The sequence below is a fragment of the Ralstonia sp. ASV6 genome (assembly GCF_016429285.1).
GTDB classification, from domain to species: Bacteria; Pseudomonadota; Gammaproteobacteria; order Burkholderiales; family Burkholderiaceae; genus Ralstonia; species Ralstonia flaminis.
This window is the reverse complement of sequence record NZ_JAELUI010000013.1, coordinates 18,465-42,113: the sequence shown is the minus strand read 5'-3', so window position 1 is coordinate 42,113 and position 23,649 is coordinate 18,465. Positions and strand designations below refer to the sequence as shown.

23 protein-coding genes are annotated in these 23,649 nt (G+C 64.9%); 14 read left to right on the top strand and 9 right to left on the bottom strand.

Features of this window, described 5'->3' with window-relative positions:
* Nucleotides 1-21 precede the first annotated feature (21 nt).
* Both JHD73_RS03970 and JHD73_RS03965 read right to left on the bottom strand, forming a co-directional pair.
* A complete protein-coding gene (locus JHD73_RS03970) occupies nucleotides 22-885 on the bottom strand; it encodes a type III pantothenate kinase (RefSeq protein WP_199027991.1) in 864 nt (287 codons plus the stop codon).
* Nucleotides 882-1,766 (bottom strand): biotin--[acetyl-CoA-carboxylase] ligase, encoded by an 885-nt coding sequence (locus tag JHD73_RS03965; protein WP_199027989.1) that lies wholly within the window; start codon nucleotides 1,764-1,766, stop codon nucleotides 882-884. The genes JHD73_RS03970 and JHD73_RS03965 overlap by 4 nt, the downstream gene beginning before the upstream one ends.
* Before the next feature lie 188 nt (nucleotides 1,767-1,954).
* Here JHD73_RS03965 and JHD73_RS03960 point away from each other — a divergent pair, with 188 nt between their 5' ends.
* The 7 genes from JHD73_RS03960 (at nucleotide 1,955) to JHD73_RS03930 (ending at nucleotide 9,410) form a co-directional block, all read left to right on the top strand.
* On the top strand, nucleotides 1,955-3,079 hold the full coding sequence (locus JHD73_RS03960) for an ABC transporter permease (RefSeq protein WP_199027986.1): 1,125 nt from the start codon (nucleotides 1,955-1,957) through the stop codon (nucleotides 3,077-3,079).
* Nucleotides 3,076-3,951: an ABC transporter ATP-binding protein gene (locus JHD73_RS03955; RefSeq protein ID WP_199027983.1), complete on the top strand. Its 876-nt coding sequence runs from the start codon at nucleotides 3,076-3,078 to the stop codon at nucleotides 3,949-3,951. The genes JHD73_RS03960 and JHD73_RS03955 overlap by 4 nt, the downstream gene beginning before the upstream one ends.
* Complete coding sequence (locus JHD73_RS03950) at nucleotides 3,951-4,910, top strand: MlaD family protein (protein ID WP_199027980.1); 960 nt, start codon at nucleotides 3,951-3,953, stop codon at nucleotides 4,908-4,910. Before JHD73_RS03955 ends, JHD73_RS03950 begins: the two co-directional genes overlap by 1 nt.
* A gap of 9 nt (nucleotides 4,911-4,919) precedes the next feature.
* Entirely contained in the window at nucleotides 4,920-5,588 is a 669-nt protein-coding gene (locus JHD73_RS03945) for an ABC-type transport auxiliary lipoprotein family protein (RefSeq protein WP_199027977.1), read from the top strand.
* Between the two features lie 74 nt (nucleotides 5,589-5,662).
* Entirely contained in the window at nucleotides 5,663-6,868 is a 1,206-nt protein-coding gene (locus JHD73_RS03940) for a VanZ family protein (protein ID WP_233176773.1), read from the top strand.
* A 187-nt stretch (nucleotides 6,869-7,055) separates the two neighbouring features.
* The gene (locus JHD73_RS03935; protein ID WP_199027972.1) at nucleotides 7,056-7,229 is read left to right on the top strand and encodes a hypothetical protein; all 174 of its coding nucleotides are present in this window, start codon (nucleotides 7,056-7,058) and stop codon (nucleotides 7,227-7,229) included.
* A 75-nt stretch (nucleotides 7,230-7,304) separates the two neighbouring features.
* Nucleotides 7,305-9,410 carry a phosphocholine-specific phospholipase C gene (locus JHD73_RS03930; protein WP_199027971.1) on the top strand — a complete coding sequence of 702 codons (2,106 nt, stop codon included), beginning with the start codon at nucleotides 7,305-7,307 and terminating at the stop codon, nucleotides 9,408-9,410.
* Between the two features lie 210 nt (nucleotides 9,411-9,620).
* On the opposite strand, the gene JHD73_RS03925 is transcribed toward JHD73_RS03930, so the two are convergent.
* From JHD73_RS03925 to JHD73_RS03915, 3 genes are all read right to left on the bottom strand, one after another.
* On the bottom strand, nucleotides 9,621-9,896 hold the full coding sequence (locus JHD73_RS03925; protein ID WP_199027969.1) for a hypothetical protein: 276 nt from the start codon (nucleotides 9,894-9,896) through the stop codon (nucleotides 9,621-9,623).
* Nucleotides 9,893-10,966 (bottom strand): DMT family transporter, encoded by a 1,074-nt coding sequence (locus JHD73_RS03920; RefSeq protein WP_199027967.1) that lies wholly within the window; start codon nucleotides 10,964-10,966, stop codon nucleotides 9,893-9,895. The genes JHD73_RS03925 and JHD73_RS03920 overlap by 4 nt, the downstream gene beginning before the upstream one ends.
* Before the next feature lie 183 nt (nucleotides 10,967-11,149).
* Entirely contained in the window at nucleotides 11,150-12,595 is a 1,446-nt protein-coding gene (locus JHD73_RS03915; protein ID WP_199027965.1) for a helix-turn-helix transcriptional regulator, read from the bottom strand.
* A 268-nt stretch (nucleotides 12,596-12,863) separates the two neighbouring features.
* Between JHD73_RS03915 and JHD73_RS03910 the strand changes: the two genes are divergently transcribed.
* From JHD73_RS03910 to JHD73_RS03895, 4 genes are all read left to right on the top strand, one after another.
* Nucleotides 12,864-14,387: an aldehyde dehydrogenase family protein gene (locus JHD73_RS03910; protein WP_199027963.1), complete on the top strand. Its 1,524-nt coding sequence runs from the start codon at nucleotides 12,864-12,866 to the stop codon at nucleotides 14,385-14,387.
* 14 nt (nucleotides 14,388-14,401) lie between these two features.
* Nucleotides 14,402-16,123 carry a choline dehydrogenase gene (gene betA, locus JHD73_RS03905; protein WP_199027961.1) on the top strand — a complete coding sequence of 574 codons (1,722 nt, stop codon included), beginning with the start codon at nucleotides 14,402-14,404 and terminating at the stop codon, nucleotides 16,121-16,123.
* A complete protein-coding gene (locus JHD73_RS03900) occupies nucleotides 16,123-16,941 on the top strand; it encodes a TorF family putative porin (protein ID WP_199027959.1) in 819 nt (272 codons plus the stop codon). Before betA ends, JHD73_RS03900 begins: the two co-directional genes overlap by 1 nt.
* A 63-nt stretch (nucleotides 16,942-17,004) precedes the next feature.
* Nucleotides 17,005-17,307: a hypothetical protein gene (locus JHD73_RS03895; RefSeq protein WP_021196288.1), complete on the top strand. Its 303-nt coding sequence runs from the start codon at nucleotides 17,005-17,007 to the stop codon at nucleotides 17,305-17,307.
* A gap of 55 nt (nucleotides 17,308-17,362) precedes the next feature.
* On the opposite strand, the gene JHD73_RS03890 is transcribed toward JHD73_RS03895, so the two are convergent.
* The gene (locus JHD73_RS03890; RefSeq protein ID WP_199027958.1) at nucleotides 17,363-18,256 is read right to left on the bottom strand and encodes a LysR family transcriptional regulator; all 894 of its coding nucleotides are present in this window, start codon (nucleotides 18,254-18,256) and stop codon (nucleotides 17,363-17,365) included.
* A gap of 101 nt (nucleotides 18,257-18,357) precedes the next feature.
* On the opposite strand from JHD73_RS03890, the gene JHD73_RS03885 reads away from it, so the two are divergent.
* Together JHD73_RS03885 and JHD73_RS03880 are read left to right on the top strand one after the other, a co-directional pair.
* On the top strand, nucleotides 18,358-19,347 hold the full coding sequence (locus JHD73_RS03885; protein ID WP_199027956.1) for a zinc-dependent alcohol dehydrogenase family protein: 990 nt from the start codon (nucleotides 18,358-18,360) through the stop codon (nucleotides 19,345-19,347).
* Between the two features lie 328 nt (nucleotides 19,348-19,675).
* Nucleotides 19,676-20,137 carry a hypothetical protein gene (locus JHD73_RS03880; RefSeq protein ID WP_199027954.1) on the top strand — a complete coding sequence of 154 codons (462 nt, stop codon included), beginning with the start codon at nucleotides 19,676-19,678 and terminating at the stop codon, nucleotides 20,135-20,137.
* Nucleotides 20,138-20,215: 78 nt separating this feature from the next.
* Here JHD73_RS03880 and lipA read toward each other — a convergent pair whose 3' ends face one another.
* The 3 genes from lipA to JHD73_RS03865 form a co-directional block, all read right to left on the bottom strand.
* Nucleotides 20,216-21,217 (bottom strand): lipoyl synthase, encoded by a 1,002-nt coding sequence (gene lipA, locus JHD73_RS03875; protein ID WP_199027952.1) that lies wholly within the window; start codon nucleotides 21,215-21,217, stop codon nucleotides 20,216-20,218.
* 57 nt (nucleotides 21,218-21,274) lie between these two features.
* The gene (gene lipB, locus JHD73_RS03870) at nucleotides 21,275-21,976 is read right to left on the bottom strand and encodes a lipoyl(octanoyl) transferase LipB (protein ID WP_199027950.1); all 702 of its coding nucleotides are present in this window, start codon (nucleotides 21,974-21,976) and stop codon (nucleotides 21,275-21,277) included.
* 178 nt (nucleotides 21,977-22,154) lie between these two features.
* The gene (locus tag JHD73_RS03865) at nucleotides 22,155-22,514 is read right to left on the bottom strand and encodes a DUF2917 domain-containing protein (RefSeq protein WP_199027948.1); all 360 of its coding nucleotides are present in this window, start codon (nucleotides 22,512-22,514) and stop codon (nucleotides 22,155-22,157) included.
* Nucleotides 22,515-22,663: 149 nt separating this feature from the next.
* Here JHD73_RS03865 and JHD73_RS03860 point away from each other — a divergent pair, with 149 nt between their 5' ends.
* A complete protein-coding gene (locus JHD73_RS03860; protein WP_199027946.1) occupies nucleotides 22,664-23,626 on the top strand; it encodes a transcriptional regulator GcvA in 963 nt (320 codons plus the stop codon).
* The last annotated feature ends 23 nt before the right edge of the window (nucleotides 23,627-23,649 follow it).

Here is a 23,649-nt window from a genome sequence, read left to right as displayed (position 1 = left end):
ACAGAAACGGTGGGCCGGCCCTCACGCCAGCGTCGCTGCACCTTCCCGGTTTGCGCGCGCCAGCACCTGCAGGCCAAGCAGCACGAGATTATCGTGCATCTGGAACGGCATGCGCAGATGCGGGGCAAGGGCAGCACGCGCACCGCCGCTCAGCACGCAGCGGGCCGGGCCAGGGTATTGCGATTGCAGCGTCTGCCACGTCTGCGCGATGGCGCCAGCCTGGGCCGTGACGCACCCCAGTGCGATGGCGTCCTGCGTGTTGTCGGCCCACGGTGGCGCAACGGCGTCGCGCGCGCTGAGGTAGCTGATGTCGACCTCGGGCAACTGTGCCGTGTTGCGCGAGAGCGCGCGCATCATCAGCGTGATGCCGGGCAGGATCAGGCCGCCGGCAAACAAGCCATCGGGCGAGACGATGTCGAGCGTGGTGGCAGTGCCGGCGGTTACCAGCAGCAGGGCGGTGTCAGGCCACAGGCTTTGTGCGCCCACCGCGCCAACCCAGCGATCGGTGCCGAGCTGTGTGGGTTCGCGATAGCCATTGCGCAGGCCAGCGGTCTCGGCTTCCGATGTGGCAATGCGCACGCGTGCGCCGTCGAACACGCGGGCGATGCGCGCGGTGAGTGCATCGCGCAGCGCGGGGCCGGCCACCGCGCTGATCCACACTTCGGGTGGTGCGACGCCCTGGGCATGGCAATCGCGCCAGTCCTCAACGAGTTCTGCAAGCTGATCGTGCGAGCGGGCACCGGCGTGCTGCCACGGCGTATCACCGGGCTCCACGGGCAGTGCATCGACATCGCTGGCAATCCATGCCCACTTGATGCGTGTGTTGCCAGCGTCAACCAGCAGCAGCGGTCGCGTGGGCGCCGACGGGGCCTTCAGGCGTGTCATGGCCGCTCCCGCAGTTGCGCATCCTTTGCGCTGCGCAGCGAGACCTCGCCGCTGTGGATCCACTGCACGCGACCGCCTGATTCGATCGCCAGCCGCCCTTGCGCATCAATACCGTGTGCCACACCTTCGAGCACGACGGTGCCGTCCTGCCACAGGCGCACGCGCTCACCGGCAAACGCATCGCGCGCGGCGAACAGCGCAACGAAAGGCGCGAGGCCCTGTGCACCAAAGCGCTGCAGGTGTTCTCCCAGCGATGTGAGCAGCGCGGACAACACCCCGTTCGGCTCTGGCGCGTCCACCAGTTCTTCCACGCCCGACAGTTCGCGGCCCAGTGTGCCCTCCAATACGTGGGGGCGCTCCAGGTTCAGGCCGACGCCGATTACGGCCCAGGTCTGTCCGGGCGCGGTGCGCACGGTCTCGACCAGGATGCCGGCCAGCTTGCGCCCGGCGATCTGCACGTCGTTTGGCCATTTGAGTGCCAAGGCCTGTGCGCTGCCGCCATGGGTTTCGACATAGGTTGCCACGGCGTCCGCGACGGCCACGCCCACCGCCAGACTCAGGCCGCCCAGCAGGGCCGGTTCACCGGCAAAGGCGCAGGCGATGGAGAAGGTCAGGCCGTGGTCACCATCCCACGGGCGGCCCTGGCGGCCGCGTCCGGCGGTCTGGCGCTGCGCGGCAAGCACGCGGGCGGACAGCAGCGGTGCGAGGCCAGCGCCAGCTGTGTGTGCGGGCCAGGCGGCTTCGCGCACAGCGGCCATCAGGTCGGCATTGGTGGAGCCGGTGGCCTCGACCACCTCGACCGGCCAGTCGGCGGCCGGGCCGCTGGGCTGGATGCGCGCGCGCGTGAGGTGCCAGCGCGCGGAAGGTTCGGCAAGAGACATGAAAAAAGGGCGATCAGATTCGCGCGGGGAATGGGCGCATTGTACGAGCGGGGCCTCCAAACCGGGGGGCGGAGCTTGCCTCAAGCGGCGTGTGAGCCCCATAGTGTGACAGCGTGTGGCGGCGTGTTGGCTACAATTCGACCGATACTCAGCATCACCCGGCATCACCCGACCCCCGGAGAACCCGTTTGATCACCTGCCGTACGCCCCAGCTTGAGGTTCGCGTTGTCGACGGGAAGTCCGTCGCCTTCCTCTCCGGCGACTGGACAACGCTCGCGCTGGCCGAGCGGGCTGGCGTGCGCAGCGCGCGCCAGCAGATTCGCGCCGGGCTGGACAACGCCAACGCGTGGTGCCTGACCGAAGTTGGTCGCATCGATCACTTTGGCGCGCAATTGCTCTGGCGCGCCTGGGGCAACGAGTGGCCCGAACACCTCGATGCCCGCCCCGACCAGCGCCGCATGATCGACCGCGTTGCCAAGCTCGACCCGGGCGGCTGGAAGAAACGCCTGGCGCCGCGCATCAACCCGGTGGTGATCCTGGGCAACGGCATGTTCGATTTCTTCGATCACGCCCGTGACGGCATCGCCATGGTCGGCCAGTTGATGTTCGACTTCGGGCGGTTCCTGCGCGCGCCGCACCTCGGCCCCTGGCGCGAGATTTCCGCCAATGTCTACAGCACGGGCTACAGGGCGCTCGGTATCACGGCACTGGTGGGCTTTCTGATCGGCATTGTGCTGAGCTACCTGTCGGCCAACCAGTTGCGCGTGTTCGGGGCCAGCATCTTCATCGTCAACATTTTGGGGATGTCCATCATCCGCGAGCTGGGGCCGGTGCTGGCGGCCATCCTGGTGGCGGGGCGCTCAGGCTCGGCCATCACCGCGCAGATCGGCGTGATGCGGGTGACCGAAGAGCTCGATGCGATGCGCGTGATGGGCATTTCGCACGGTTTCCGGCTGATTCTGCCCAAGGTGATCGCGCTGGCGATTGCCATGCCGTTGCTGGTGGCGTGGACGGACTTGCTGGCGCTGGGCGGCGGCATTCTGGCCGCAAAATTCCAGCTTGATATCAGCCCGACGTATTTCATTACCTCGCTGCCTGATGCGGTGCCGGTGGCCAACCTGTGGCTCGGCATTGGCAAGGGCGTGGTGTTCGGCATGCTGATCGCATTGGTGGCATGCCACTTCGGCCTGCGCATCCAGCCAAATACACAAAGCCTGGGTGAGGGCACGACCACCTCGGTGGTGGTGTCGATCACCATCGTGATTTTGGCCGATGCGGTGTTCGCCATCCTCTTCAAGGACGTCGGCATATGACGCGACCCCGCCATGCTCAGTTGGATCATCCGGTCGCGCCACCCCTCACGCCTGCGCGCGAACGCGTGATCGAGGTGCGCAACGTCACCAAGCGCTATGGCAGCGTGACGGTGCTCGACAACATCAACCTGGATGTTTTTCGCGGGGAGGTGCTCTCCATTGTTGGGGGCTCGGGCAGCGGCAAAACGACACTGCTGCGCCAGGTGGTGGGGCTGGAGAAGCCCACCTCGGGCACGATCCACATCTTTGGCGAGGAGCTGACTTGCCAGATCGGTAACGATCTGCAGTCGATGCGCAACCGCTGGGGCATGCAGTTCCAGCACGGCGCGCTGTTCTCGGCGCTGTCGGTGATCGACAACGTGGCATTGCCGATGCGCGAGTTGCGCACGCTGCCCGATGCCTTCATCGTGCGCGTGGCCATGCTCAAGCTGCAGATGGTGGGGCTCAAATCTACCGACGCCGACAAGATGCCGTCGGACCTGTCCGGCGGCATGATCAAGCGCGTGGCGCTGGCGCGAGCGTTGTCGCTGGAGCCGGAACTCGTTTTTCTGGATGAGCCCACCGCCGGCCTGGACCCGCGCGCTTCCGACGATTACGTTGCCCTCATTCGCGAACTGCGCCGGGAGTTGGGCCTGACCGTGGTGATGGTGACACACGATCTGGATACGCTGGTGGCGCTGTCCGACCGCATTGCCGTGCTGGCCGACCGCAAGGTGCTGGCGGCCAAGCCGGTGGAACAGATCATTCAGATCGACCATCCGTTCATCAAGGAGTACTTCCTGGGTGAGCGGGGCAAGCGGGCCCTGATGGCATTGGGCCCTGAGATGACGGAAGTGGTGGCCGCCGCCTCGCTTTCGACGCAGGAGGATTGATGGAAAACAAAGCCCACGCATTCCTGGCCGGGCTGTTCACGATCGGGCTGGTGATTTTTGTTGCGCTGGCCGTGACGTGGTTCAACCGTGACCAGACCGTGCGCGTGCCGTACGACGTGGTCACCCGCTCGACGGTTAACGGGCTGAACCCGCAGGCCGCCGTGAAATACCGCGGCCTGGATGTCGGCAAGGTCGACAGCATTCGCTTTGACGACAAGGTGCCGGGGCAGATCGTAGTGCGCGTGCTGGTCGACAAGGATGCGCCCATCACCACCACCACCTACGGTCGGCTGGCGTACCAGGGCGTGACCGGTCTTGCCTACGTGCAGCTGGACGATCGCGGCTTCGACAACAGCAAGCGCACGCCCAACCCGACACATCTTGAAACCTCGGCCAAGGAACCGGCCCGCATCCGCATGGAAGCGGGTTTCCTGGATGAACTGGACAAGCGCGGCGACCAGATGCTCTCCAAACTGGATCAGACGCTGAACTCGCTGTCGATCATGTTTGACGACGAGCACCGCCAGCAGCTCACCAACACGATGCAGTCGTTCCAGAAGACCATGGACGCCTACAGCACACTCGCGAAACAGGCCGAGCCGACCCTGCGCAAGTTGCCGCAGATTGCCGACAACCTGGATGCGACGATCACGTCTACGCGCAAGCTGTCGCAAACGCTGTCCGACCCCAAGGGCCCGCTGCTGACGACGATTTCTGGCGCGGGCTCGGACCTGGCGACCGCCACGCAGTCGATGCAGTCGGCCGCCAACGTGCTGACGTACGAAACACTGCCGCAGCTCAATGGCTTTGCGCGTGAGGCCCGTCAGGCCGTGCGCGGCTTCGACAACGCCGTGACGAGTTTCAACGCCCGACCGCAAAGCGTGCTGTTTGGCCCGGCACCCGGAGCGCCCGGCCCCGGTGAGACCGGTTTCACGGCGCCCGCTGCCCGCCAGCCCTGAGGAGAATCCATGCCGATGTTGTCTGCTGTCTTGCGTCCCACACGCAGCCGCGCGCTTGCGCTGTTCGCCCCGCTGTTGCTCGTGACGGCGCTGACTGGATGCTCCAGCGCACCCGTTGCGCCGGCTGCACTCTACGATTTCGGTCTCGCGCCTACCGCTGCCAACGGTGCGCGCCTGCCTACCGCTCTGCGCGTGGCCGATGTGGCCGGTCCGAGCTGGATGGACGGCAATGCCATCTACTACCGGCTTGCCTATGCACAGAGCCAGCGTACTGACGCCTATGCCAACAGCCGCTGGGTTGAGTCGCCCGTGAGCCTGTTCGACGCCCGTCTGCGCAACGCCGCCGCCGCGCGTGGCCAGGTGGTCGGCTATGCCGGGCAGGAGGTGCCGATGCTGCGTGTCGAACTGGTCGACTTCTCGCAGGTGTTTGACCAGCCGGGTGCGAGCCGGGGCGTGGTACGCCTGCGGGCGACCGTGTTCAAGTCGCGCGAGGTGGTCGACCAGCGCGTGGTGCAGGCCGATGCACCGGCCCCGAGCGCCGATGCGGCCGGCGGGGTGGCGGCGCTCACGCAGGCGTCCGATCGTGCCATCGGCGAGGTGCTCGACTGGGTGGCGGGGCTGCAGCTGACTGCCCGCACGCCCACCGCGGCATCGCAACCGACCGTGCGCGCGCGCTAGCCCTCCACCGTCAGAGGGAACCGTCCGCGTCCGGCGGCGTCGGACGGTATCATGGGCCTTGCGCCCAAGTTTGACTGCAGCTCCCGCCGGTGCCGGACCTCCACACACAACCTTCCACGCCCATCCCGCATCGCCACTCGCCGCTCGCGCGCGCCGGGCTGGCCTGTTTCGTCTTCCTGGTGGTCTATGCGAGTTTGTATCCGTTCGCGGGATGGACGGATACCGGGGTCTCGCCGTTTGCCTATCTGAGCGCGCCGCTGCCGCGCTACAACACCGTCTTCGATGTGGTCACGAACGTCTGGGGCTACATGCCGCTGGGCATGCTGACGGTGTTGGCGCTCCACCCGCGCATCACCGGCTGGCGCGCGGTGCTGATCGCGCTAGTGGCCGGGCTGCTGCTTTCGGGCGCGATGGAGGCCATCCAGACCTATCTGCCGACGCGCGTGTCGTCCAACGTCGACCTAGCGACCAATACGCTGGGGGCACTGCTTGGGGCGATCGTCATGCTGCCGTTCTCTGCGCGGTTGATCGACCGGGGCGGGCTGCGCCGCCTGCGCCGCCGATGGTTCGAGCCGCATGCCACCTTTGCGATCCTGCTGCTGTTGCTGTGGCCGTTCGCGCAGATCTTTCCGCAGGAATTCCTCTTCAGCATGGGCGGGGTGATCCGCAGCATCGTGCTGGACCCATCGCCGGATGCGTTTCTCACCAGCGTCATCAACAGCTGGTTTCCGGAACTGTTCGACTGGCATGACCGCCTGCAGGCACACCCCGAGGCGCTGCAGCGCCAGGAACTGCTGGAAGCGCTCATCACCGCCTGCAGCTGGATCGGCACCGGGCTGCTGGCTACCGTGGCCATGCGCCGTGGGGCACCGCTGCTGCGTCTGCTGGCAGCACTGCTGGCGAGCGCGCTGCTGTTGAAGGCCGGGGCGACGCTGCTGCAGTTTCCGCTGGCCGGCGCTTGGGATTGGCTCTCGTCGGGCGCGCGCTTCGGGCTGGTGGTGGGCTCGCTGGTGCTGGTGCTGCTGGTGCGCCTGCCGCGCTGGCTGCGCGGCGCGCTGGCGATGACGCTGCTGATTGCGCTGATTCTTCTGTCCAACGTGTTGCCGCCGAGCCCGTACTCGTGGGTGTCGGCACAGAGCTGGCGGCTTGGGCGCTTTGTCCATTTCAACAGCCTGTCGCAATGGATCGGCTGGCTGTGGCCTTTCCTCGGCCTTGGCTACCTTGCCTGGCGGGCTGAGCAGACCCAGCTCGAGCGGCGTGCCAACCGGCCCGCAGACTGACCCGCCACCCGTTTGCCTGATGGCGTGCGTCGCCGTCACGTAGCCGACACGATTCCTTTCTACCTTAGCGCCTGTTGAGTGACGGGCGCGCGCTGCATGCGCAGGCCGCCGGTGTCATCTGGAGGTCTCCGTATATGCAAACCGTGCTGCCAGTCGACCGTTTTTTCGCCCTGCGATTCTCGTTGCGGTGGCGCTCAACTTTGCACTGGTCGGCTGCGATGCCGCCGACCCGCATGTGCCCGCTGTCGTGCGGGCGCCGGCATCCACGTTGTCTCTGTCCCCGTCTTCTACGCAGGCTGCCGCTTTGCCCACCATTGCGCACGATGGCCTGGCGCTGCCCGTGATGCATACCGTCGACTGACGCCCCGATCAGTCAGGCGCTACCCCGTGTTGTTCCCCCCCCCCAACCCCCCAACACAGACAACAGGTAGAGAACATGACCTCTAAGAGCCGCCGTGGTTTTCTCCGTTCCGCCGCCCAACTGGCTGCCGCTTCTGCAGCCATGGGTGCGGTGCCCGAAGGCATTCGCCAGGCATTGGCGATTCCCGCCCATAACGCGCACCGCAACATCGAGGATGTGCAGCACATCGTGATCCTCATGCAGGAAAACCGCTCGTTCGACCACTACTTCGGCACGCTCAGGGGCGTGCGCGGGTATGGCGATACGCGCACCGTCACGCTGCCCACCGGCAAGAGCGTGTGGCACCAGCCGCTGGCCGCCGGTGTGGGCGAGGTGCTGCCGTTCCGCCCGAGCGCGCCGGATCTGGGCCTGCAGTTCCTGCAAGACCTGCCGCACGGCTGGAACGACACGCACGCTGCCGTCAACGGCGGCCGCTACGACGGCTGGGTCCCGCACAAGGGCACCACCACGATGGCCTACCTCACGCGCCAGGACATTCCGTTCCACTACGCGCTGGCCGACGCCTTCACCATCTGCGACGCCTACCACTGCGCCACGCCCACCTCGACCGACCCGAACCGCTACTACATGTGGACGGGCTATGTCGGCAACGACAACGTCGGCGGCGGCCCGGTGATCGACAACGCGGAAGCCGGCTACGGCTGGTCCACCTATCCGGAGGTGCTCGAAGCTGCCGGCATCTCGTGGAAGATCTATCAGGACATCGGCACCGGCCTGAACGCCGCCGGCTCGTGGGGCTGGACCAGCGACGCCTACATCGGCAACTACGGTGACAACTCGCTGCTGTACTTCAAGCAATATCAGAACGCGCAGCCGGGCACCCCGCTGTACGACAAGGCCCGCACCGGCACCAACGTGTCGGCCGGCGACGGCTATTTCGACGTGCTCAAGCGCGACGTGCAAAACGGTACGCTGCCGCAGGTGTCGTGGATTGCCGCACCGGAGGCCTTTTCCGAGCACCCGAACTGGCCGGCCAACTACGGCGCGTGGTACATCGACCAGGTCCTGCAGATCCTGACCTCCAACCCCGAGGTGTGGAGCAAGACCGCCGTGTTCATCACCTACGACGAGAACGACGGCTTCTTCGACCACCTCGTGCCGCCGTTCGCCTCGTCGGGCAGCAATGGCCTGTCGACCGTCGACACCACGGGCGAGTACTTCCGGGGCAACAGCAAATACGGCGCCGGCAGCTACGGCCTGGGCGTGCGTGTGCCGATGCTGGTGGTGTCGCCGTGGTCCAAGGGCGGCTTCGTCTGCTCGGAAACGTTCGACCACACGTCGATCATCCGCTTTATCGAGCAGCGCTACGCGCGCACGCACAACGTCAAGTCGCCGAACATCTCGAAGTGGCGCCGCGCGGTGTGTGGTGACCTGACTTCGGCGTTCAACTTCGCCACGCCCAACGAGGTGGTGCCGGCGCTGCCGAGCACGGCCGCCTATGTGCCCAAGGACAAGCTGCGCCACGCTGACTACATCCCGCTGCCGCCGCTGCTGCAGGCTGTGCCCAAGCAGGAGAGCGGCGTGCGTCCGGCGCGTGCGCTGCCGTACGAACTGTTCGTGCGTGGCCGCCACGACGAAGCCGCTGCCAAGTTCCAGCTCGATTTCGTCAATACGGGCGACGTGGGCGCGGCCTTCCTCGTCTACACCGCTGGCAGCGTGGACGCACCGCGCACCTACACGGTGGAAGCCGGCAAGCGCCTGTCGGACAAGCTGCCGGTGGGTGCCGGCGGCGCCTACGACTTCACGGTGCACGGCCCGAATGGCTTCCTGCGTCGCTTTGCCGGCAAGCTCACGCTGTCGGGCCTGCTGCATCCGCAAGGCCGCCGTGCACTGGAGGTGAAGGAAGGCTACGACGTGGCCAACGGCAACCTGGAGCTGCGCCTGATCAACCACGGTCGCGCGCACACGACTTTCACGATCAAGAGCGCCTACACGGGCGAGAGCGTGCAGCGCGAAGTGCGTGGCGGGGATGATGCCTCGGTGTACCTGGACCTGCGCCGCCAGCACGCCTGGTATGACCTGACCATCACGGCCAGCACGGATGCCGGCTTCCAGCGCCGCCTGGCCGGCCACGTGGAGACGGATCGCCCGAGCGTGTCGGACCCGGCACTGGGCGCATAAGCGGCACCCAAGCAAAACGGCCCGCTGACGACAACGTCAGCGGGCCGTTTTCTTATCGATGATGCCGATGCGGCGTCAGATGTGCCGCACGTAGGTGCGTGCCTGATACAGCGCCAGCGCGCTCAACGCGACGATCATCACCGTCGCCAGCACGTCTGCATACGGATAGCCCCAGAAGCTGCTCATTGCTTGCTCTCCTTCGGTGGTGGGTCAGATCAACCCGGTTTCGGCCATACGCTGACGGCCGAAATCGGTGAGGACGTAGCGGAAGTGCACCTTGCCGGTGGCGTCGTCGAGCGTGTCTTCGGGCGCTTGCACGAGGCCGCCGGAGTACAAGTCGGCAAGGGTGGCGCGGATGCTGCCCATCCAGTAATCGCTTTCGGGTTTGCCGTAGGCGATACAGGTGCGGTGGGCGATCTCGCTGTCCCACAGGGCATCGCCGTTGGCGAGCAGTTGCAGGATGAAGCCCTTCATGTGCAGGTTCATGCGGGTGTCTCCGTGGTTGCGGTGGCAGGGGCGGCGCCGCGAATCACTTCCATGTTTTCCGAGCTTTCCGACACCATCACGAAGCCGCCAAAGATCACCAGCGCCAGCCCGATAAGGAAGTACCACTGTGGAAACTGCAACGTGAAGAGGGCCGTGAAGAGGGTGGCGAACATCGCATAGAACGCGCCCAGCGCCTGCCCACGCCCCACGCCGATCAGCGGGAACGACTTGTACCAAGCCACCGCGCAGAACGCGAAGGTGAGGCCGCCTGCCGCCAGCCACAGCAGCGCCTTGCTGTGCGCGACGCCGGAGACGATGTCCATCACCGGCACCGGCACGTGCGCAAACAGCGCGATGGCCGGCAGCACGAAGATGACCCAGAAGATGGCCTCGGCCGTGTAGCGGATCGACACACCGCAATCGGGGTCGGTCACGTCCATGGCGCGGCCGACGATGGCGCCTTCCAGCCCCCAGCCGATGGCCGCCATGGCGCCGCCCAGGTAGCCGATCCACTGGTGGCTGCTGGTATGCGATTCGGTCATCAGCGCCGGGGCATAGATCGCCACGCCGCCGCCGATGATGATGAGAATGCCCACCGCCGCCCGTGCGCTGATGCGCTCGTTGTACCAAAGCTTGGCCACCGTGGCGCCCACCACCGGATACAGCAGGCCTGCGACAGCCGCGAACACCGCACCCACGTAGCCCATGGCCAGATACGAGCCGAAGTTGGCCATCAGCCCGCCGGCAATCGCGGCAATGAAGTACCAGCGCGAAATCTTGCGGAACTGCCCCATGGTGCGGAAGTAGTCGCCCAGCTTGCCGAGCGCAGCCAGCCATACCCACTGGAACAGCATCACCAGCGCGCTGTTGAACGCCGTAATGACGGCAGCGCAAACCAGGAACACATGCGGATCGGACAGGTTGAGCGAAGCGAATGGCGACTCGTGCCAGACAGCGGTGCCCGGCACGTACCAGGCGCCCCACAGGATGGCCGCCCACAGTGCCCAGCGGTAGCCCCACTGGAGCGTGTGTTTGTGATGTGCCGCGCGAGCGGCGGAGGAAGACGCCAAACCGATCTCCTTGTTCTGTGCGCCGCAGGTGAAAGCCTGGTGACGCTTAAGTTACTGGAGGTGTATAAATTAACTAACAGTTCTCCGGAGTCTACGCCGGCCCTCCAGGCGTGCCGGAAAAAGTCGCAACGATTGACGGGATTGTCAGAAGTTGACGTCTGTGACGTCAGGTGACGATGACGACTAGGACGCGCCCGCTTCGGGCACCGTGTCGACCACGGTAATCAGATGTAGCGGCGCCTCGGTGGCAGGATCGCGCGCCAAGGAGGTGGTGACGCGCACCGGCACGGCCGACCCATCGCCGCGTACCAATTGCAGCGTGAGCGCATACGCGGGCATCGTTCCAGCAAGCAACTCGCCGTATTGGCGCAGGTGGCGGGCGAGGTCATCGCGGTGCGTGAGGTCGAGCAGCGTGCGCTGCTGCAGCGCTGTTTCCGGCTGGCCAAGCAGCTTGCACAGCCACGGGTTGGCGCGCAGGCAACGGCCCTCCAGGCTGACCTGCGCGATGCCGACCGGCGCCTGCTCGAACAGCGTGCGCAGCTTGGCTTCGCTGTCGCGGAAGGCGGCTTGCGCTTCCACCTCGGCGGTGATGTCCTGGGCCGCGCCAATCATCGTGGGCGTCGCCGCTGTCGGGTCCTGCGCCTCGCCTTCCTCACGAAGATGGCGACGCGTGCCGTCGGGCAGGGTAATGGTGTATTCCACGCGATACGGCTGGCGCGTGACGACGGCCCGGTCCAGCACCGCCTGCACGCGGGCGCGATCAGCGGGCACGATGGCGTCGAGATAGCGCGCCATGGTCACTGGCGTGGCCTGCGGCGCCCACCCGAAGATGCGATAGGCCTCGTCTGTCCAGCGGCAGGCGTCGCTGCCGGGTTCCCAGACCCAGCTTCCCAAGCGGGCGATCTGCTGTGCCTTGGCGAGCAGCGCTTCCGAATCACGCAACGCGGCCTCGGCCGTGTGGCGCTCGGTGGTGTCCAGGCTCAGGCCGATCATCTTGACGGGCCGATCCTGCGCATCTCGCACGAGCGTGGCGCGCGAGACGATCCAGCGCACCGCATCCGGCGCCACCGCAATGCGAAATTCATGCGCGTAGACGCCGCCTGTCGCCAGGTTCTGCGCGATGGCCGCCTGCACGCCAGGTACATCTTCGGGAAGCACGCACTGCCAAAAATCTTCCAGTGTGCGGATCGGCCGGCCGAACAGGCGTGCGGCGTTGGGCGAGTAGGCGACCGCATCCGTCAGCAGATTCCACTCCCACGTGACCACGCCGGAAATCTCTTGCGCGAAGGTCATGCGCGCCTCGCTTTCCATGATGGCGGCCAGGTGCTTCTGGCGGCCTTCACGGGCGCGGGCGTCAGTGTTCAGGTTGGCTTCCAGGTCGGCCAGGGCACGGTCGCCATAGCGCAGCCACAGCCAGTTCACGTTCAGGAAACGCGCCAGCGCCAGCAGGTTGGCGTATTCGATCTCGCCGCCGCGCGTCCACTTATGCACCGCCGAGGGCGACACGCCCAGTGCCGCCGCCACCTGCTTGAGCTGAATGCGGCCGCGCGTCAGCACGCCTTTGAGGCGGCCAGCAAAGCTGTCGTCATCAAGCGGGCCGTCGGACGGCGGGAGTGCGGCAGCGGTCATGGAGCAGGATTCACTGGAAGTTATTCGCGACAGTATAACGTCTCAAAAATAGCGAAAAACTATCTAATTTTGTGATTGTTAGGTCTTAACGATTGGCCGGGAGCAACTAATTTTTCCTAGACTAGTTCATAATTCCCTAAAGGTAAATAAAAACACCAACAGTGAATTTTTGGGTCGCCGTACCAAATCGCGCCTACCGAGGCGCTACGGTATCGGCATTTCGGGCGCCGTCTTCTTTGCGCGCCAGCCATCAACAGGGCTACTGGATATGACGCAAGCTTCCCTTTCCACCGATTTTCGTTCCGCCACGCTGGCGCCCCGTCTTGATCTGTACATCGACGGCCAGTGGGTGCAGCCCGAAGGCGGCGTGTACCGCGACATCGTCGATCCCGCCAACGAAAACGTTCTGACGCAGGCCGCCGACGCGTCCGTGGCCGATGCGCAGCGTGCCATCGCCGCTGCCCGTCGCGCCTTTGACGAAGGCCCGTGGCGCAACACTGGTACGCGCGAGCGCGCTCGCCTGCTCAGCCGCATTGCCGACGCGATCGACGCCGACGCTGAGAACCTCGCCACGCTCGAATCGCTGAACACCGGCAAGACCATCATTGAAAGCCGCTGGGACATGGACGGCATTGCCGCCACGTTCCGTTACTTTGCGGGCCTGGTTGCCACCGAGTCGGGCCTCGTCAACGAGGCGCCGTCGCACGTCATCAGCCGCACGCTGCGCGAGCCGGTGGGCGTGTGCGGCCTCATCACACCGTGGAACTACCCGCTGCTGCAAGCCGCCTGGAAGATCGCCCCGGCGCTGGGCGCGGGCAACACCGTGGTCATCAAGCCGAGCAATCTGACGCCGCTGACCACGCACCGCTTTACCGAACTGCTGATTGAAGTGGGTGTGCCCGCGGGCGTGTTCAACCTGATTACCGGTGCCGGCGAAGCGGGTGCCGAGCTGTCACGCAACCTGGACGTGGATCTGGTCTCGTTTACGGGTGGTGCGGTGGCCGGTGCGGCCGTCATGAATGCCGCCATCGGCAACTTCAAGAAGATCGGCCTGGAGCTGGGCGGCAAGAATCCGAACATCATCTTTGACGATGCGGACTTCGATGCCGCTGTCGATCACGCCGTCAACGCTGCGTTTTTCCACGCTGGCCAGGTGTGCTCGGCCGGCTCGCGCCTGATGCTGCAAGACGGCATCCACGACCGCTTTGTCGAGGCGCTGGTCGAGCGCGTCAAGCGCATCCGCATGGGCAACGGTTTTGACGACGGCACGCAGATGGGCCCTGTGCAATCGGCCTTCCAGCGCCAGAAGATCATCAACATGGTTCAAGCCGGTGTGGCCGAAGGCGCGGTGCTGCGCTGTGGCGGCAAGGCTCCGGAAGGTAAAGCCTTCGAGCGTGGCTTCTGGCTGGAGCCGACGGTGCTCACCCATGTGAACGACAACATGAAGATCGCCACCGAGGAGATCTTCGGCCCGGCACTCACCGTTGAGCGCTTTCACACCGAAGAAGAAGCCGTGCGCCGCGCCAACAACACGCCGTTCGGTCTGGCCGGCGCCGTGTGGACGCGCGATCTGGATCGCGCCAACCGCGTTTCGCGCGCACTGCGCTTCGGCACGGTATGGGCCAACGACTATCACCCGTACTTCCCAGAGGCACCGTGGGGTGGCTACAAGGCCAGCGGCATTGGCCGTGAACTCGGCCGCGGCGGCCTGGACGAGTACACCGAACTCAAGCACAGCTACATCAACCTCGCACCGGCCCCGATGGGCTGGTTTGGCACGGACGCTGCGTAACTGGAGGGCTTGTTTTGACGACGAATACCGTACAGGAATACGACTACATCATCGTGGGCGCGGGCTCGGCTGGCTGTGTGCTGGCCGCGCGCCTGACCGAAGACCCGGATGTGACCGTGCTGCTGCTCGAAGCCGGCGGCCCCGACCATCGCTGGGACTTCCGCACGCAGATGCCGGCCGCACTGGCCTATCCGCTGCAGGGCACGACGTACAACTGGGCCTACGAAACCGAGCCCGAGCCGCATATGAACAACCGCCGTATGTCGCAGGGCCGCGGCAAGGGGCTGGGTGGCTCGTCGCTCATCAATGGCATGTGTTTCATTCGCGGCAACGCGATGGACTACGAGCGCTGGGCAAGCGATTTCCAACTCAACGATTGGACGTACGCGGATTGCCTGCCGTACTTCCGCAAATCGGAAACGTACGACAAGGGCGCCAACGACTGGCACGGCGATGCCGGCCCGCTGCAGGTCACCACGCCCAAGCAGGACAACAGCCTGCTGTTCCACGCCTTCATCGAAGCGGGTGAGCAGGCCGGCATTCCTGCCACCGACGATCTGAATGGCTACCGCCAGGAAGGCCTGGGGCCAATGGACCGCACCGTCAACGCCAAGGGCCGCCGCGCCAGCACCTCACTCTGCTATCTCGACAACGCGCGCAAGCGTTCTACGCTGACCGTGCTGCCGCGTGTGCTGGCCGATCGCGTGATCTTCGAGGGCACGCGTGCCGTTGGCGTTGAGGCGCTGATGGATGGCAACCGCGAAACGTGGCGTGCACGCCGTGAGGTGATCGTCGCCAGTGGTGCCATTGCCTCGCCGCAGTTGCTGCAGCGCTCGGGCGTGGGCAACGCGGATGAGCTGCGCGCCATGGGCATCCACTCGGTCGCGCACCTGCCGGGCGTGGGCGAGAACCTGCAGGACCATCTGGAGATGTACATCCAGTACGAGTGCCTGCGTCCGGTGTCGATCTATGAATCAACGCTCTGGTACAACAAGCCAAAGGTCGGCCTGGAGTGGTACATGAACGGCACCGGCCCCGGCGCCAGCAACCACTTCGAGGCGGGCGGTTTCATCCGCAGCGACGACAGCTTCGAGTGGCCGAACATCCAGTACCACTTCTTGCCGCTGGCCGTGAATTACGACGGCAGCAACCCGGTGAAGATGCACGGCTTCCAGTGCCATGTCGGGTCGATGCGCTCGCCGTCCAAGGGTTACGTGAAGCTCGCCTCGCGCGACCCGCGTGACAAGCCGCGCATCCAGTTCAACTACATGGCGCACGATGTGGATTGGCGCGAGTTCCGCGCCGGTGTTCGCATCACGCGTGACATCATCGCGCAACGTGCGTTCGATCAGTACCGCGGCCGCGAGATCAGCCCCGGCCCGAGCGTGCAGACCGACGCCGAGATCGACGCCTTCGTACGCAACCACGCCGAGACCGCGCTGCACCCATCCTGCACCTGCAAGATGGGCACGGCCGATGACCCGATGGCCGTGGTCGACAACGAAGGCCGCGTGCATGGGCTCGATGGCCTGCGCGTGGTGGATGCGTCGATCATGCCGCGCATCGTCACCGGCAACCTGAACGCGCCGACCATCATGATGGCTGAGAAGATTGCCGACCGCATTCGCGGCGTGGCACCGCTCGCGCGTTCGGATGCGGCGTTCTACGTGCATGGCAAATCGCCGCTGCAGGCGCCGGCCAAGCCGTTGGTCGCCAACGAGCTAGTGACGGCCTGATGCGCTGGCGCAAGGTCGCGACGATGCTGGGTGGGGCAGCGGCTTGCGCTGCCGTACTCCCCACGTCCACTGCGTTTGCCGATGAGGCACCGGCCAGTGAGGACAAACGCTGGTCGGCCAACGCTTCCGTCGTCTCGCAGTACGTGTCGCGCGGCCTGCGCCAGACGTGGGGCAAGCCTGCGCTGCAGGCCGGCATCGATTACGCGATGCCGAACGGCCTCCACATTGGCGCATGGGGCTCGCAGATCAGCGACCACGTCATCGCTGGCGGCCATGCGGAGATCGACACCTACGTTGGCTACGCCACCACCATCGCGCACGACATCGAGCTGACCACCGGGCTGTATCGCTACTGGTATCCGGGTGCCCGCTATGACAAGGCCTTTGCAGGCGGCCCAGCCACCGGCTACGGCTATACGGAATGGATGGTCGGCACGGGGTGGCACGGCGTGTCGGTCAAGCTGTGGACATCGTTGTCGAACTACTTCGGCTTTGATGGCAACTCGCTGGCCGACGGCATCGACAAAGGCAGCCGCGGCTCGACCTATGCCGAGGCCAACTGGGCTGTGCCACTGCCTAACAATTTCACGCTAGGCCTGCACATCGGCCATGAGCACGTGCGCAACCACAGCGCGTTCAGCTTTACCGATTACCGCGTCGAGCTGTCGCGGCCCATCAACAAGTTTCTGACGCTATCCGCCGCCCTCACAGGTGCGGACGCGTCTGCCTATGCCCACCAGGTGTCGGCGCGTAATGGCGCCGACCGCATGACGCTCGGCCGGCGCACGGTCGTGCTCAAGATGACGGCGACGTACTGAGCGGCAGGCGGCGTCTTTCCTTTAACCCTTTCCCCACAACCTTCGCTCTGAGAGCAACACACCATGGCCTCCCTGGGTTTTACCGACGTTGTCGGTCTGGTCGGCGTCGCCGCTTATGTTTCTGCGCACTTCGGCGTGCAGGTCTTACATAAATCGCCAACCAGTGCATTTGCCGTCCGGCTCAACATGATCGGGCCGATCTGCATCCTGATTTCGCTGATGGGTTCGTTCAACCTGTCGTCGTTCCTGACGCAATTCTTCTGGCTTGCGTTGACGCTGATGGGCTGGTGGCGGAACAAGCAGGCAGGGCGGCCAGTGGCGGAAGCCCCTGGGGCACCGCGCCCGGGGCAGCCCGCGCAGCAGTAGGTTCGTGTTGTTTTGCCAGGACCGCGCTTTCGAGCGCGGTTTTTTTTCGCCTGCGCTATTTGCCGAATGCAGCGATCACGGCATCGATGAAGCTGCGCAGCTTGGGCGTGGGCCGCCGGTCGGGCGAGTAGAGCAGGTGGATCGGCCGAGACGGCGGTTCGTATTCCGTCAGCAGTTGGACCAGCTTGCCGCGGGCGAGGTCTTCCTGCACCAACTCCACGGGCTGCAGGATGATGCCCAGCCCTTCGAGCGCCGCCATCCGCAGCCCGGCCCCGTTGTTGATCGAGAAGCGGCTCTTCACGCGCACGGCGTGCTCCTGTCCGTGTGCATCGGTGAACTGCCAGTCGAGCGCGGTGGGCAGCGCCCAGTAGGCAAAGCCCAGGCATTCGTGCTCCGCAAGTTCGTTCGGGTGCTGTGGCGTGCCATGTGTGGCCAGGTACGCGGGCGAGGCACACACCACCAACCGGTACGGCATCAGTGCCCGGGCGATCAGTCCGGAATCGGCCAGCGGCGCGATGCGGATCACCGCGTCATAGCCTTCGTCCACCACATCGGCAATACGATCGGACAGCGTCAGGTCGACCTGCACTTCGGGATAGGTGCGCAGATACGACGCCAGCATCGGCACCAGACAATGCACGCCAAAGCTGATGGGCGCGTTGATACGCAGCGTGCCACGTGGCTCGGCTTGCAGATTGGCGGCCAGCGCATCGACCGCTTCGGACTCCGCCAGCACGGCGCGGCTGCGCTCGTAGAACGCGCGGCCGGCTTCGGTCAGGCTCTGGCGGCGCGTGGTGCGGTTGATCAGACGCATGCCGTAGTGCGCCTCCAGAAAGCGCACGTGCTTGCCCACCAGTTGCGAAGACAGCCCCAGCGCTATGCCGGCCGAGGCAAACGAACCTGTTTCGGCGGCTTTGACAAAGACCGCCATGCTGGTGAGTCGATCCATGATTACAAACCAATCGTTTCAATAGATGGATCAGAGTCGAGATTTATCTCCGAATTGACGCTAATTATAGTCAGGGCTCGATTCTTTAACGGAGAGCCAACATGGCGCGCGTTGTACGCATTCACGAAAACGGCGGCCCGGAAGTGCTGCGCTTTGACGACATCGAAGTCGCGCCGCCGGGGCCGGGCGAAATCACCCTGCAGGTCAAGGCACTCGGCCTGAACCGGGCCGAATCAATGTTCCGCTCGGGGCAATACGTCGAGGCGCCGGTGTTTCCGGCCCGACTCGGCTATGAGGCAGCCGGCATCGTCAGCGCCATCGGCGCGGGGGTGACGGGCTTTGCAATTGGCGATGCAGTGAGCGTGGTACCGCCGCTGTCGATCACCCGCTGGGGCATGTATGGCGAAGTGGCCACCGTGCCGGCGGAGGTGGTGGTCAAGCACCCGGCCTCGCTGGGCTGGACCGAGGCCGCAGCGCTATGGATGCAGTACGTGACCGTATGGGGTGCGCTGATCGACATCGCCAAGCTCAAGCGCGGTGACGTGGTCATCATCACCGCCGCGTCGAGCAGCGTCGGGCTGGCGGCGATCCAAGTGGCGCGCATGGTGGGCGCCACTGCCATTGCCAGCACGCGCACCAGCGACAAGGCGCGGGCGTTGCGCGAGGCGGGCGCCGACCACGTGATCGTCACCAATGAAGAGGATCTGGTTACCCGCGTGACGGACATCACGCAAGGCAAGGGCGCGCGCGTGGCCTTCGACCCGATCGCCGGCCCGGTTCTGCAGCAACTGGCCGAGGCGTTGGCGGAAGACGGCATCCTGATCGAGTACGGCGCACTGAGCGCGGGGGCGACCGTGTTCCCGCTGTTCCCGGTGCTGGGCAAGCAACTGACGGTGCAGGGCTATCAGTACAAGCTGGTGGTGCGGGACCCCGCCAAGCTGGCCGCTGCCAAGCAGTTCATCCTCGATGGACTGGCCTCTGGCGCGCTCAAGCCGGTGATCGACCGTGTGTTTCCGCTGGAGCAGATCGTCGAGGCCCACCGCTATCTGGAATCCAACCAGCAGTTCGGCAAGATCGTTGTGACGGTCTGAATTGGTTCAGCGTGGAGGCGCTGGGTGCGCGATGCTGCGCCAGCGCCAAGGGCAGTGCACGCTCCTTGGTGCGGTTCTGTGCCAAGGCATCGTTGACCAATCAGGCGACCAGCCACAGAAAACGCTGCGCGGCAGCACGCCGTTATCCCATGTCAGCCCTAGGTTTGGCGCGACGTATGTGCCGTCTTGTTCACATATTAATTGTTGATGTATGAAGAACAGTCTTTTCTTGATATGGTTATTTATTCATGAGAGGCAACGATCTATTCTGATCTCAAGCGCAACGAACTGAGCGCAACCGAATACCTAGGCACACAAGGAGCCAATCATGAACACCCGTCTCGCAACCCGCTTTTCCCGTAATGCTCTGCTGGCCCTGGTGGCCACCGTGTCCGCTTCCGCTGCACTGCTGTCGGCCCAACCGGCTGCCGCCGCTGTGCAAACCGGCGCCGATCCGTACACGCAAGGTGCTGTCGCCAAGGCTGATCCGTACACCCAGGGCGCTGCCGCCAAGTACGATGTCTATACGCAAGGCGCCGATCGTCAGGCTGACACCTACGGCTACCTGTCGTGGAAGGGCGATCGCTTTGACCCGTACACCCAAGGTGCCGTCGGCAAGGCTGACCCGTACACCGATGGTGCAATCGCCAAGGCTGATCCGTACACGGATGGCGCTGCAGCCAAGTTCGACCCGTACACGCAAGGTGCTGACCGTCAGGCTGACACCTACGGTTACCTGTCGTGGAACGGCGATGCTTCGTATCCGAAGGACGCTGCTTCGAACGTCTAATCGAACTGCACCAAAGCAAAAGGGCCTTGGGTTCAACCCCAAGGCCCTTTTTGTTTGTGCCGCGTTTCTGGCTGGCGATCAGACCACGCCGGCTTCGTGCGCCTGCTGATCGGCATGGTACGAGCTGCGCACCATGGCGCCCACGGCGGCGTGCGTGAAGCCCATTTCGTAGGCCTTCTCCTCGAACATCTTGAAGGTGTCCGGGTGCACGTAGCGCAGCACCGGCAGGTGGTGGCCCGACGGAGCCAGGTACTGGCCGATGGTCAGCATGTCGATGTCGTGCTCGCGCATGTCGCGCATGACTTCCAGGATTTCCTCATCCGTTTCACCCAGGCCGACCATCAGGCCGGACTTGGTCGGCACGTTCGGGTTGCGGGCCTTGAAGTCCTTCAGCAGCTTGAGCGAGTGCGCGTAGTCCGCGCCCGGGCGCGCCTGCTTGTACAAACGCGGCACGGTTTCGAGGTTGTGGTTCATTACGTCCGGCGGGCATTCCTGGAGGATATCCAGCGCCTTCTCCAGGCGGCCACGGAAGTCCGGCACCAGCACCTCAATGCGCGTGGCCGGCGACAGTGCGCGCGTACGCGAGATGCAATCGACGTAATGCTGGGCACCGCCGTCACGCAGGTCGTCGCGGTCGACGCTGGTGATGACGACGTAGTTGAGCTTGAGCTGGGCGATGGTCTTGGCCAGGTTTTCCGGCTCGTTCACATCCAGCGGGTCCGGGCGGCCGTGGCCTACGTCGCAGAACGGGCAGCGGCGCGTGCACTTGTCGCCCATGATCATGAACGTGGCCGTGCCCTTGCCAAAGCATTCGCCGATGTTCGGGCAGCTTGCCTCTTCGCACACCGTCACCAGATTGTTGGCGCGCAGGATGTCCTTGATTTCGTAGAAGCGCGAATTGCCGGTGGCGGCCTTGACGCGAATCCAGTCCGGCTTCTTGAGCTTCTCGGCCGGCACGATCTTGATGGGGATGCGCGCAGTCTTGTCGAGTGACTTCTGCTTGGCCGTGGCGTCGTAAGGTTTGTTCGACGGGACGGAGGTGACGGCGCTTTCAGCGGCGCCGGTGGCGGAATCGGTCATCGTGTTCTCCGCGTGCGCTTGTGACACACGCTTGGGTCAGGTCCTGCTTGCCAATCACTACGCGGTAGCGACCTCGGCGGGTTGCGCTTGCGCGCGTTGCTGCAATTGGGCGACCAGCGCATTGGCCAGTACGCGGGAAACGGGTTGCCAGTCGCTTGCATCGACCGTGCGCCCGGACGCATCGTGGGCACCAGCGGTCACCATATCGACGGTTTCCAGGCCGGCATAGCCACACGGGTTGATCTGCGTGAAGGGCAACAGGTCCATCGCCAAGTTCAGGCTCACGCCGTGGTAGCTGCAGCCGTTGCGGATCTTCAGCCCCAGCGCGGCGATCTTCGCACCTTGATGCGGCCCGCTCGACAGGTAGATGCCGGGGGCGCCAGCCTTGCGTTCGGAGGCGACATTATACGTGGCGAGCGTCTCGATAACGGCGGCCTCGATGGCGTCGACCAGCGCCTTCACGAACAGCCCGCGACGGCGCAGATCCAGCAAGAGGTAGGCAACGACTTGGCCGGGGCCGTGATAGGTGATCTGTCCGCCACGGTCGACTTTTACCAACGGGATGTTGCCGGGGGCCAACAGATGTGCTGGATCGCCCGCCAACCCAAGCGTGAACACCGGCGGGTGTTCGACCAGCCAGATCGTGTCGGGGGTGTCGGGACCGCCGGGTTTGTTGCGGTTGGCGGTGAAGGTCTGCATTTCGTCGAAGCACGCGGCGTAGTCCTGCAAGCCGCGTTCGACGATGTCAATCGGAATCATGCTCGCGAGTGTATCGCAGGGCCGCCGATGGTGCCGGGTGCCTTTGTCCAACTCTCTTGCAGGGTTGGCCCCAAAAAACGATGCCGGCGCGATGGGAGGCATCGCGCCGGCATCGGGCTTTCACGGCATACGCCGCGAAAGGAGGCTAAAACAGGTTTGGCGTGCTCAGGTGGTCCATTCAGGCGGCCACGATCGGCGTTTCGGCGTGCTCGTTCCAGCCGAGTGCTGCGAGCGTATGGCGCCAGCCGTCCGTCACGTGCCACGGCTTGCGCGGCATGTGGCCGTCCAGCGCTTCCACGGCCAGCGACACCGGACCGGCGGCTTTCGGGTCCACCGAGACGACAATTTCTTCACCACGCTTTACAGCGACGCTACCGCCGGCATGCAGCCATTCATCGCCGGCTTTGTTCTCATGCGTGACCCATACGTCACGGCCATGGGCCTCTTCAACGCGCAGGTTCTGGTTCGCTGGCATACGCAGTGCCACCACTTCACCGGGTTGGAGAGTGAATACAATTTTTGTTAGTACAGCTTTCATGATCGGCTCCTTCACGGCATCGAGGCGGGGGCTGCCGTGGAAGTAGTCTAGGTGTTTGGTTGCCTAGTACAAAACGATATATATTGCTGTCTTTGATAGTGCAGCTCACATAGAGGCCAGAAGCGGCACAACAAGAATCCGGAGGGAATATGACGGAGATCCGCGAACCGATGCGCCTACCGCCACTGGGCGCGCTGCGCGTGTTCGAGGCGGCAGCCCGCTATGAGAGCTTTTCGCGTGCAGCGACGGAGTTGTTCGTCACGCACGGTGCGGTCAGCCATCAGATGCGCACCCTGGAGGAGGAGCTGGGTGTGCCACTCTTCGAGCGGCGCGGCAAGCGTGTCACGCTCACGCATGCGGGCCGTGTCTATGCCGATCGCGTGCGCGAGGCGCTCGACCAGATCGCCCAGGCCACGCATCAACTGCGCGCCGGCAACCGCGACAACCGCCTGGCCATCAGCACCATGCCGTCGTTTGCGGCGCGCTGGCTGACGCCGCATATCGGCACCTTCATCGAGCGTCATCCGGAGCTGGAGGTGGAGCTGTTCTCCAGCCCTGCGCTGGTCGATTTCGGGCGCGAAGAGGTGGATGTGGCCTTGCGCATGGGCTCGGGCAACTATCCGGGCCTGTATGTGGAGAAGCTGCTCGACGACGTGTTCTTCCCGATCTGCAGCCCGTCGTACAACGGTGGCCGCTTGCCACGCACGCTGTCCGAAATGGCGGGCATGACCCTGCTGCGCAGCGAGGGGGAGGACTGGACGCCCTGGTTCGAGGCCGCTGGCATGGAGGGGTTTGTCGAGCCGCGCGGCGGGCTGATGTTCCAGGATTCATCGCTGCTGCTGCAGGCCGCGGCGGCCGGGCAGGGCATTGCGCTGATCCGCCCGACGCTGGCCTTCAACGAGTTGCTTGCGGGCCGCGTGGTGCGCCTGTTCGAGACGACGACGCCGTGCCCATGGAACTACTACTTCGTCTGCCCCCACAGCGCGCTGCAAACGCCCAAGATGCAGGCGTTCCGTGCGTGGCTGCTGCCCGAGATTGCCGCATTCAAGCTCAAGCTGGAGCGGTTGATGGACGACAACACCGTCTGCCTGGGTCACGTCGCCAAAGGGTGACGCCTGACCGGCTTCGCACATGT

Bases quoted from the DNA above. Each gene is read 5' to 3' on its own strand.
- JHD73_RS03895 (WP_021196288.1), top strand. From the start codon at position 17,005: ATGGCCTCCCTGGGTTTTACCGACGTTGTCGGTCTGGTCGGCGTCGCC.
- JHD73_RS03865 (WP_199027948.1), bottom strand. From the start codon at position 22,514: ATGAAAGCTGTACTAACAAAAATTGTATTCACTCTCCAACCCGGTGAA.
- JHD73_RS03945 (WP_199027977.1), top strand. From the start codon at position 4,920: ATGCCGATGTTGTCTGCTGTCTTGCGTCCCACACGCAGCCGCGCGCTT.
- JHD73_RS03970 (WP_199027991.1), bottom strand. From the start codon at position 885: ATGACACGCCTGAAGGCCCCGTCGGCGCCCACGCGACCGCTGCTGCTG.
- JHD73_RS03930 (WP_199027971.1), top strand. From the start codon at position 7,305: ATGACCTCTAAGAGCCGCCGTGGTTTTCTCCGTTCCGCCGCCCAACTG.
- JHD73_RS03925 (WP_199027969.1), bottom strand. From the start codon at position 9,896: ATGAACCTGCACATGAAGGGCTTCATCCTGCAACTGCTCGCCAACGGC.
- JHD73_RS03915 (WP_199027965.1), bottom strand. From the start codon at position 12,595: ATGACCGCTGCCGCACTCCCGCCGTCCGACGGCCCGCTTGATGACGAC.
- JHD73_RS03885 (WP_199027956.1), top strand. From the start codon at position 18,358: ATGGCGCGCGTTGTACGCATTCACGAAAACGGCGGCCCGGAAGTGCTG.
- JHD73_RS03860 (WP_199027946.1), top strand. From the start codon at position 22,664: ATGACGGAGATCCGCGAACCGATGCGCCTACCGCCACTGGGCGCGCTG.
- JHD73_RS03950 (WP_199027980.1), top strand. From the start codon at position 3,951: ATGGAAAACAAAGCCCACGCATTCCTGGCCGGGCTGTTCACGATCGGG.
- lipA (WP_199027952.1), bottom strand. From the start codon at position 21,217: ATGACCGATTCCGCCACCGGCGCCGCTGAAAGCGCCGTCACCTCCGTC.
- JHD73_RS03955 (WP_199027983.1), top strand. From the start codon at position 3,076: ATGACGCGACCCCGCCATGCTCAGTTGGATCATCCGGTCGCGCCACCC.
- JHD73_RS03880 (WP_199027954.1), top strand. From the start codon at position 19,676: ATGAACACCCGTCTCGCAACCCGCTTTTCCCGTAATGCTCTGCTGGCC.
- JHD73_RS03900 (WP_199027959.1), top strand. From the start codon at position 16,123: ATGCGCTGGCGCAAGGTCGCGACGATGCTGGGTGGGGCAGCGGCTTGC.
- JHD73_RS03965 (WP_199027989.1), bottom strand. From the start codon at position 1,766: ATGTCTCTTGCCGAACCTTCCGCGCGCTGGCACCTCACGCGCGCGCGC.
- lipB (WP_199027950.1), bottom strand. From the start codon at position 21,976: ATGATTCCGATTGACATCGTCGAACGCGGCTTGCAGGACTACGCCGCG.
- JHD73_RS03910 (WP_199027963.1), top strand. From the start codon at position 12,864: ATGACGCAAGCTTCCCTTTCCACCGATTTTCGTTCCGCCACGCTGGCG.
- JHD73_RS03890 (WP_199027958.1), bottom strand. From the start codon at position 18,256: ATGGATCGACTCACCAGCATGGCGGTCTTTGTCAAAGCCGCCGAAACA.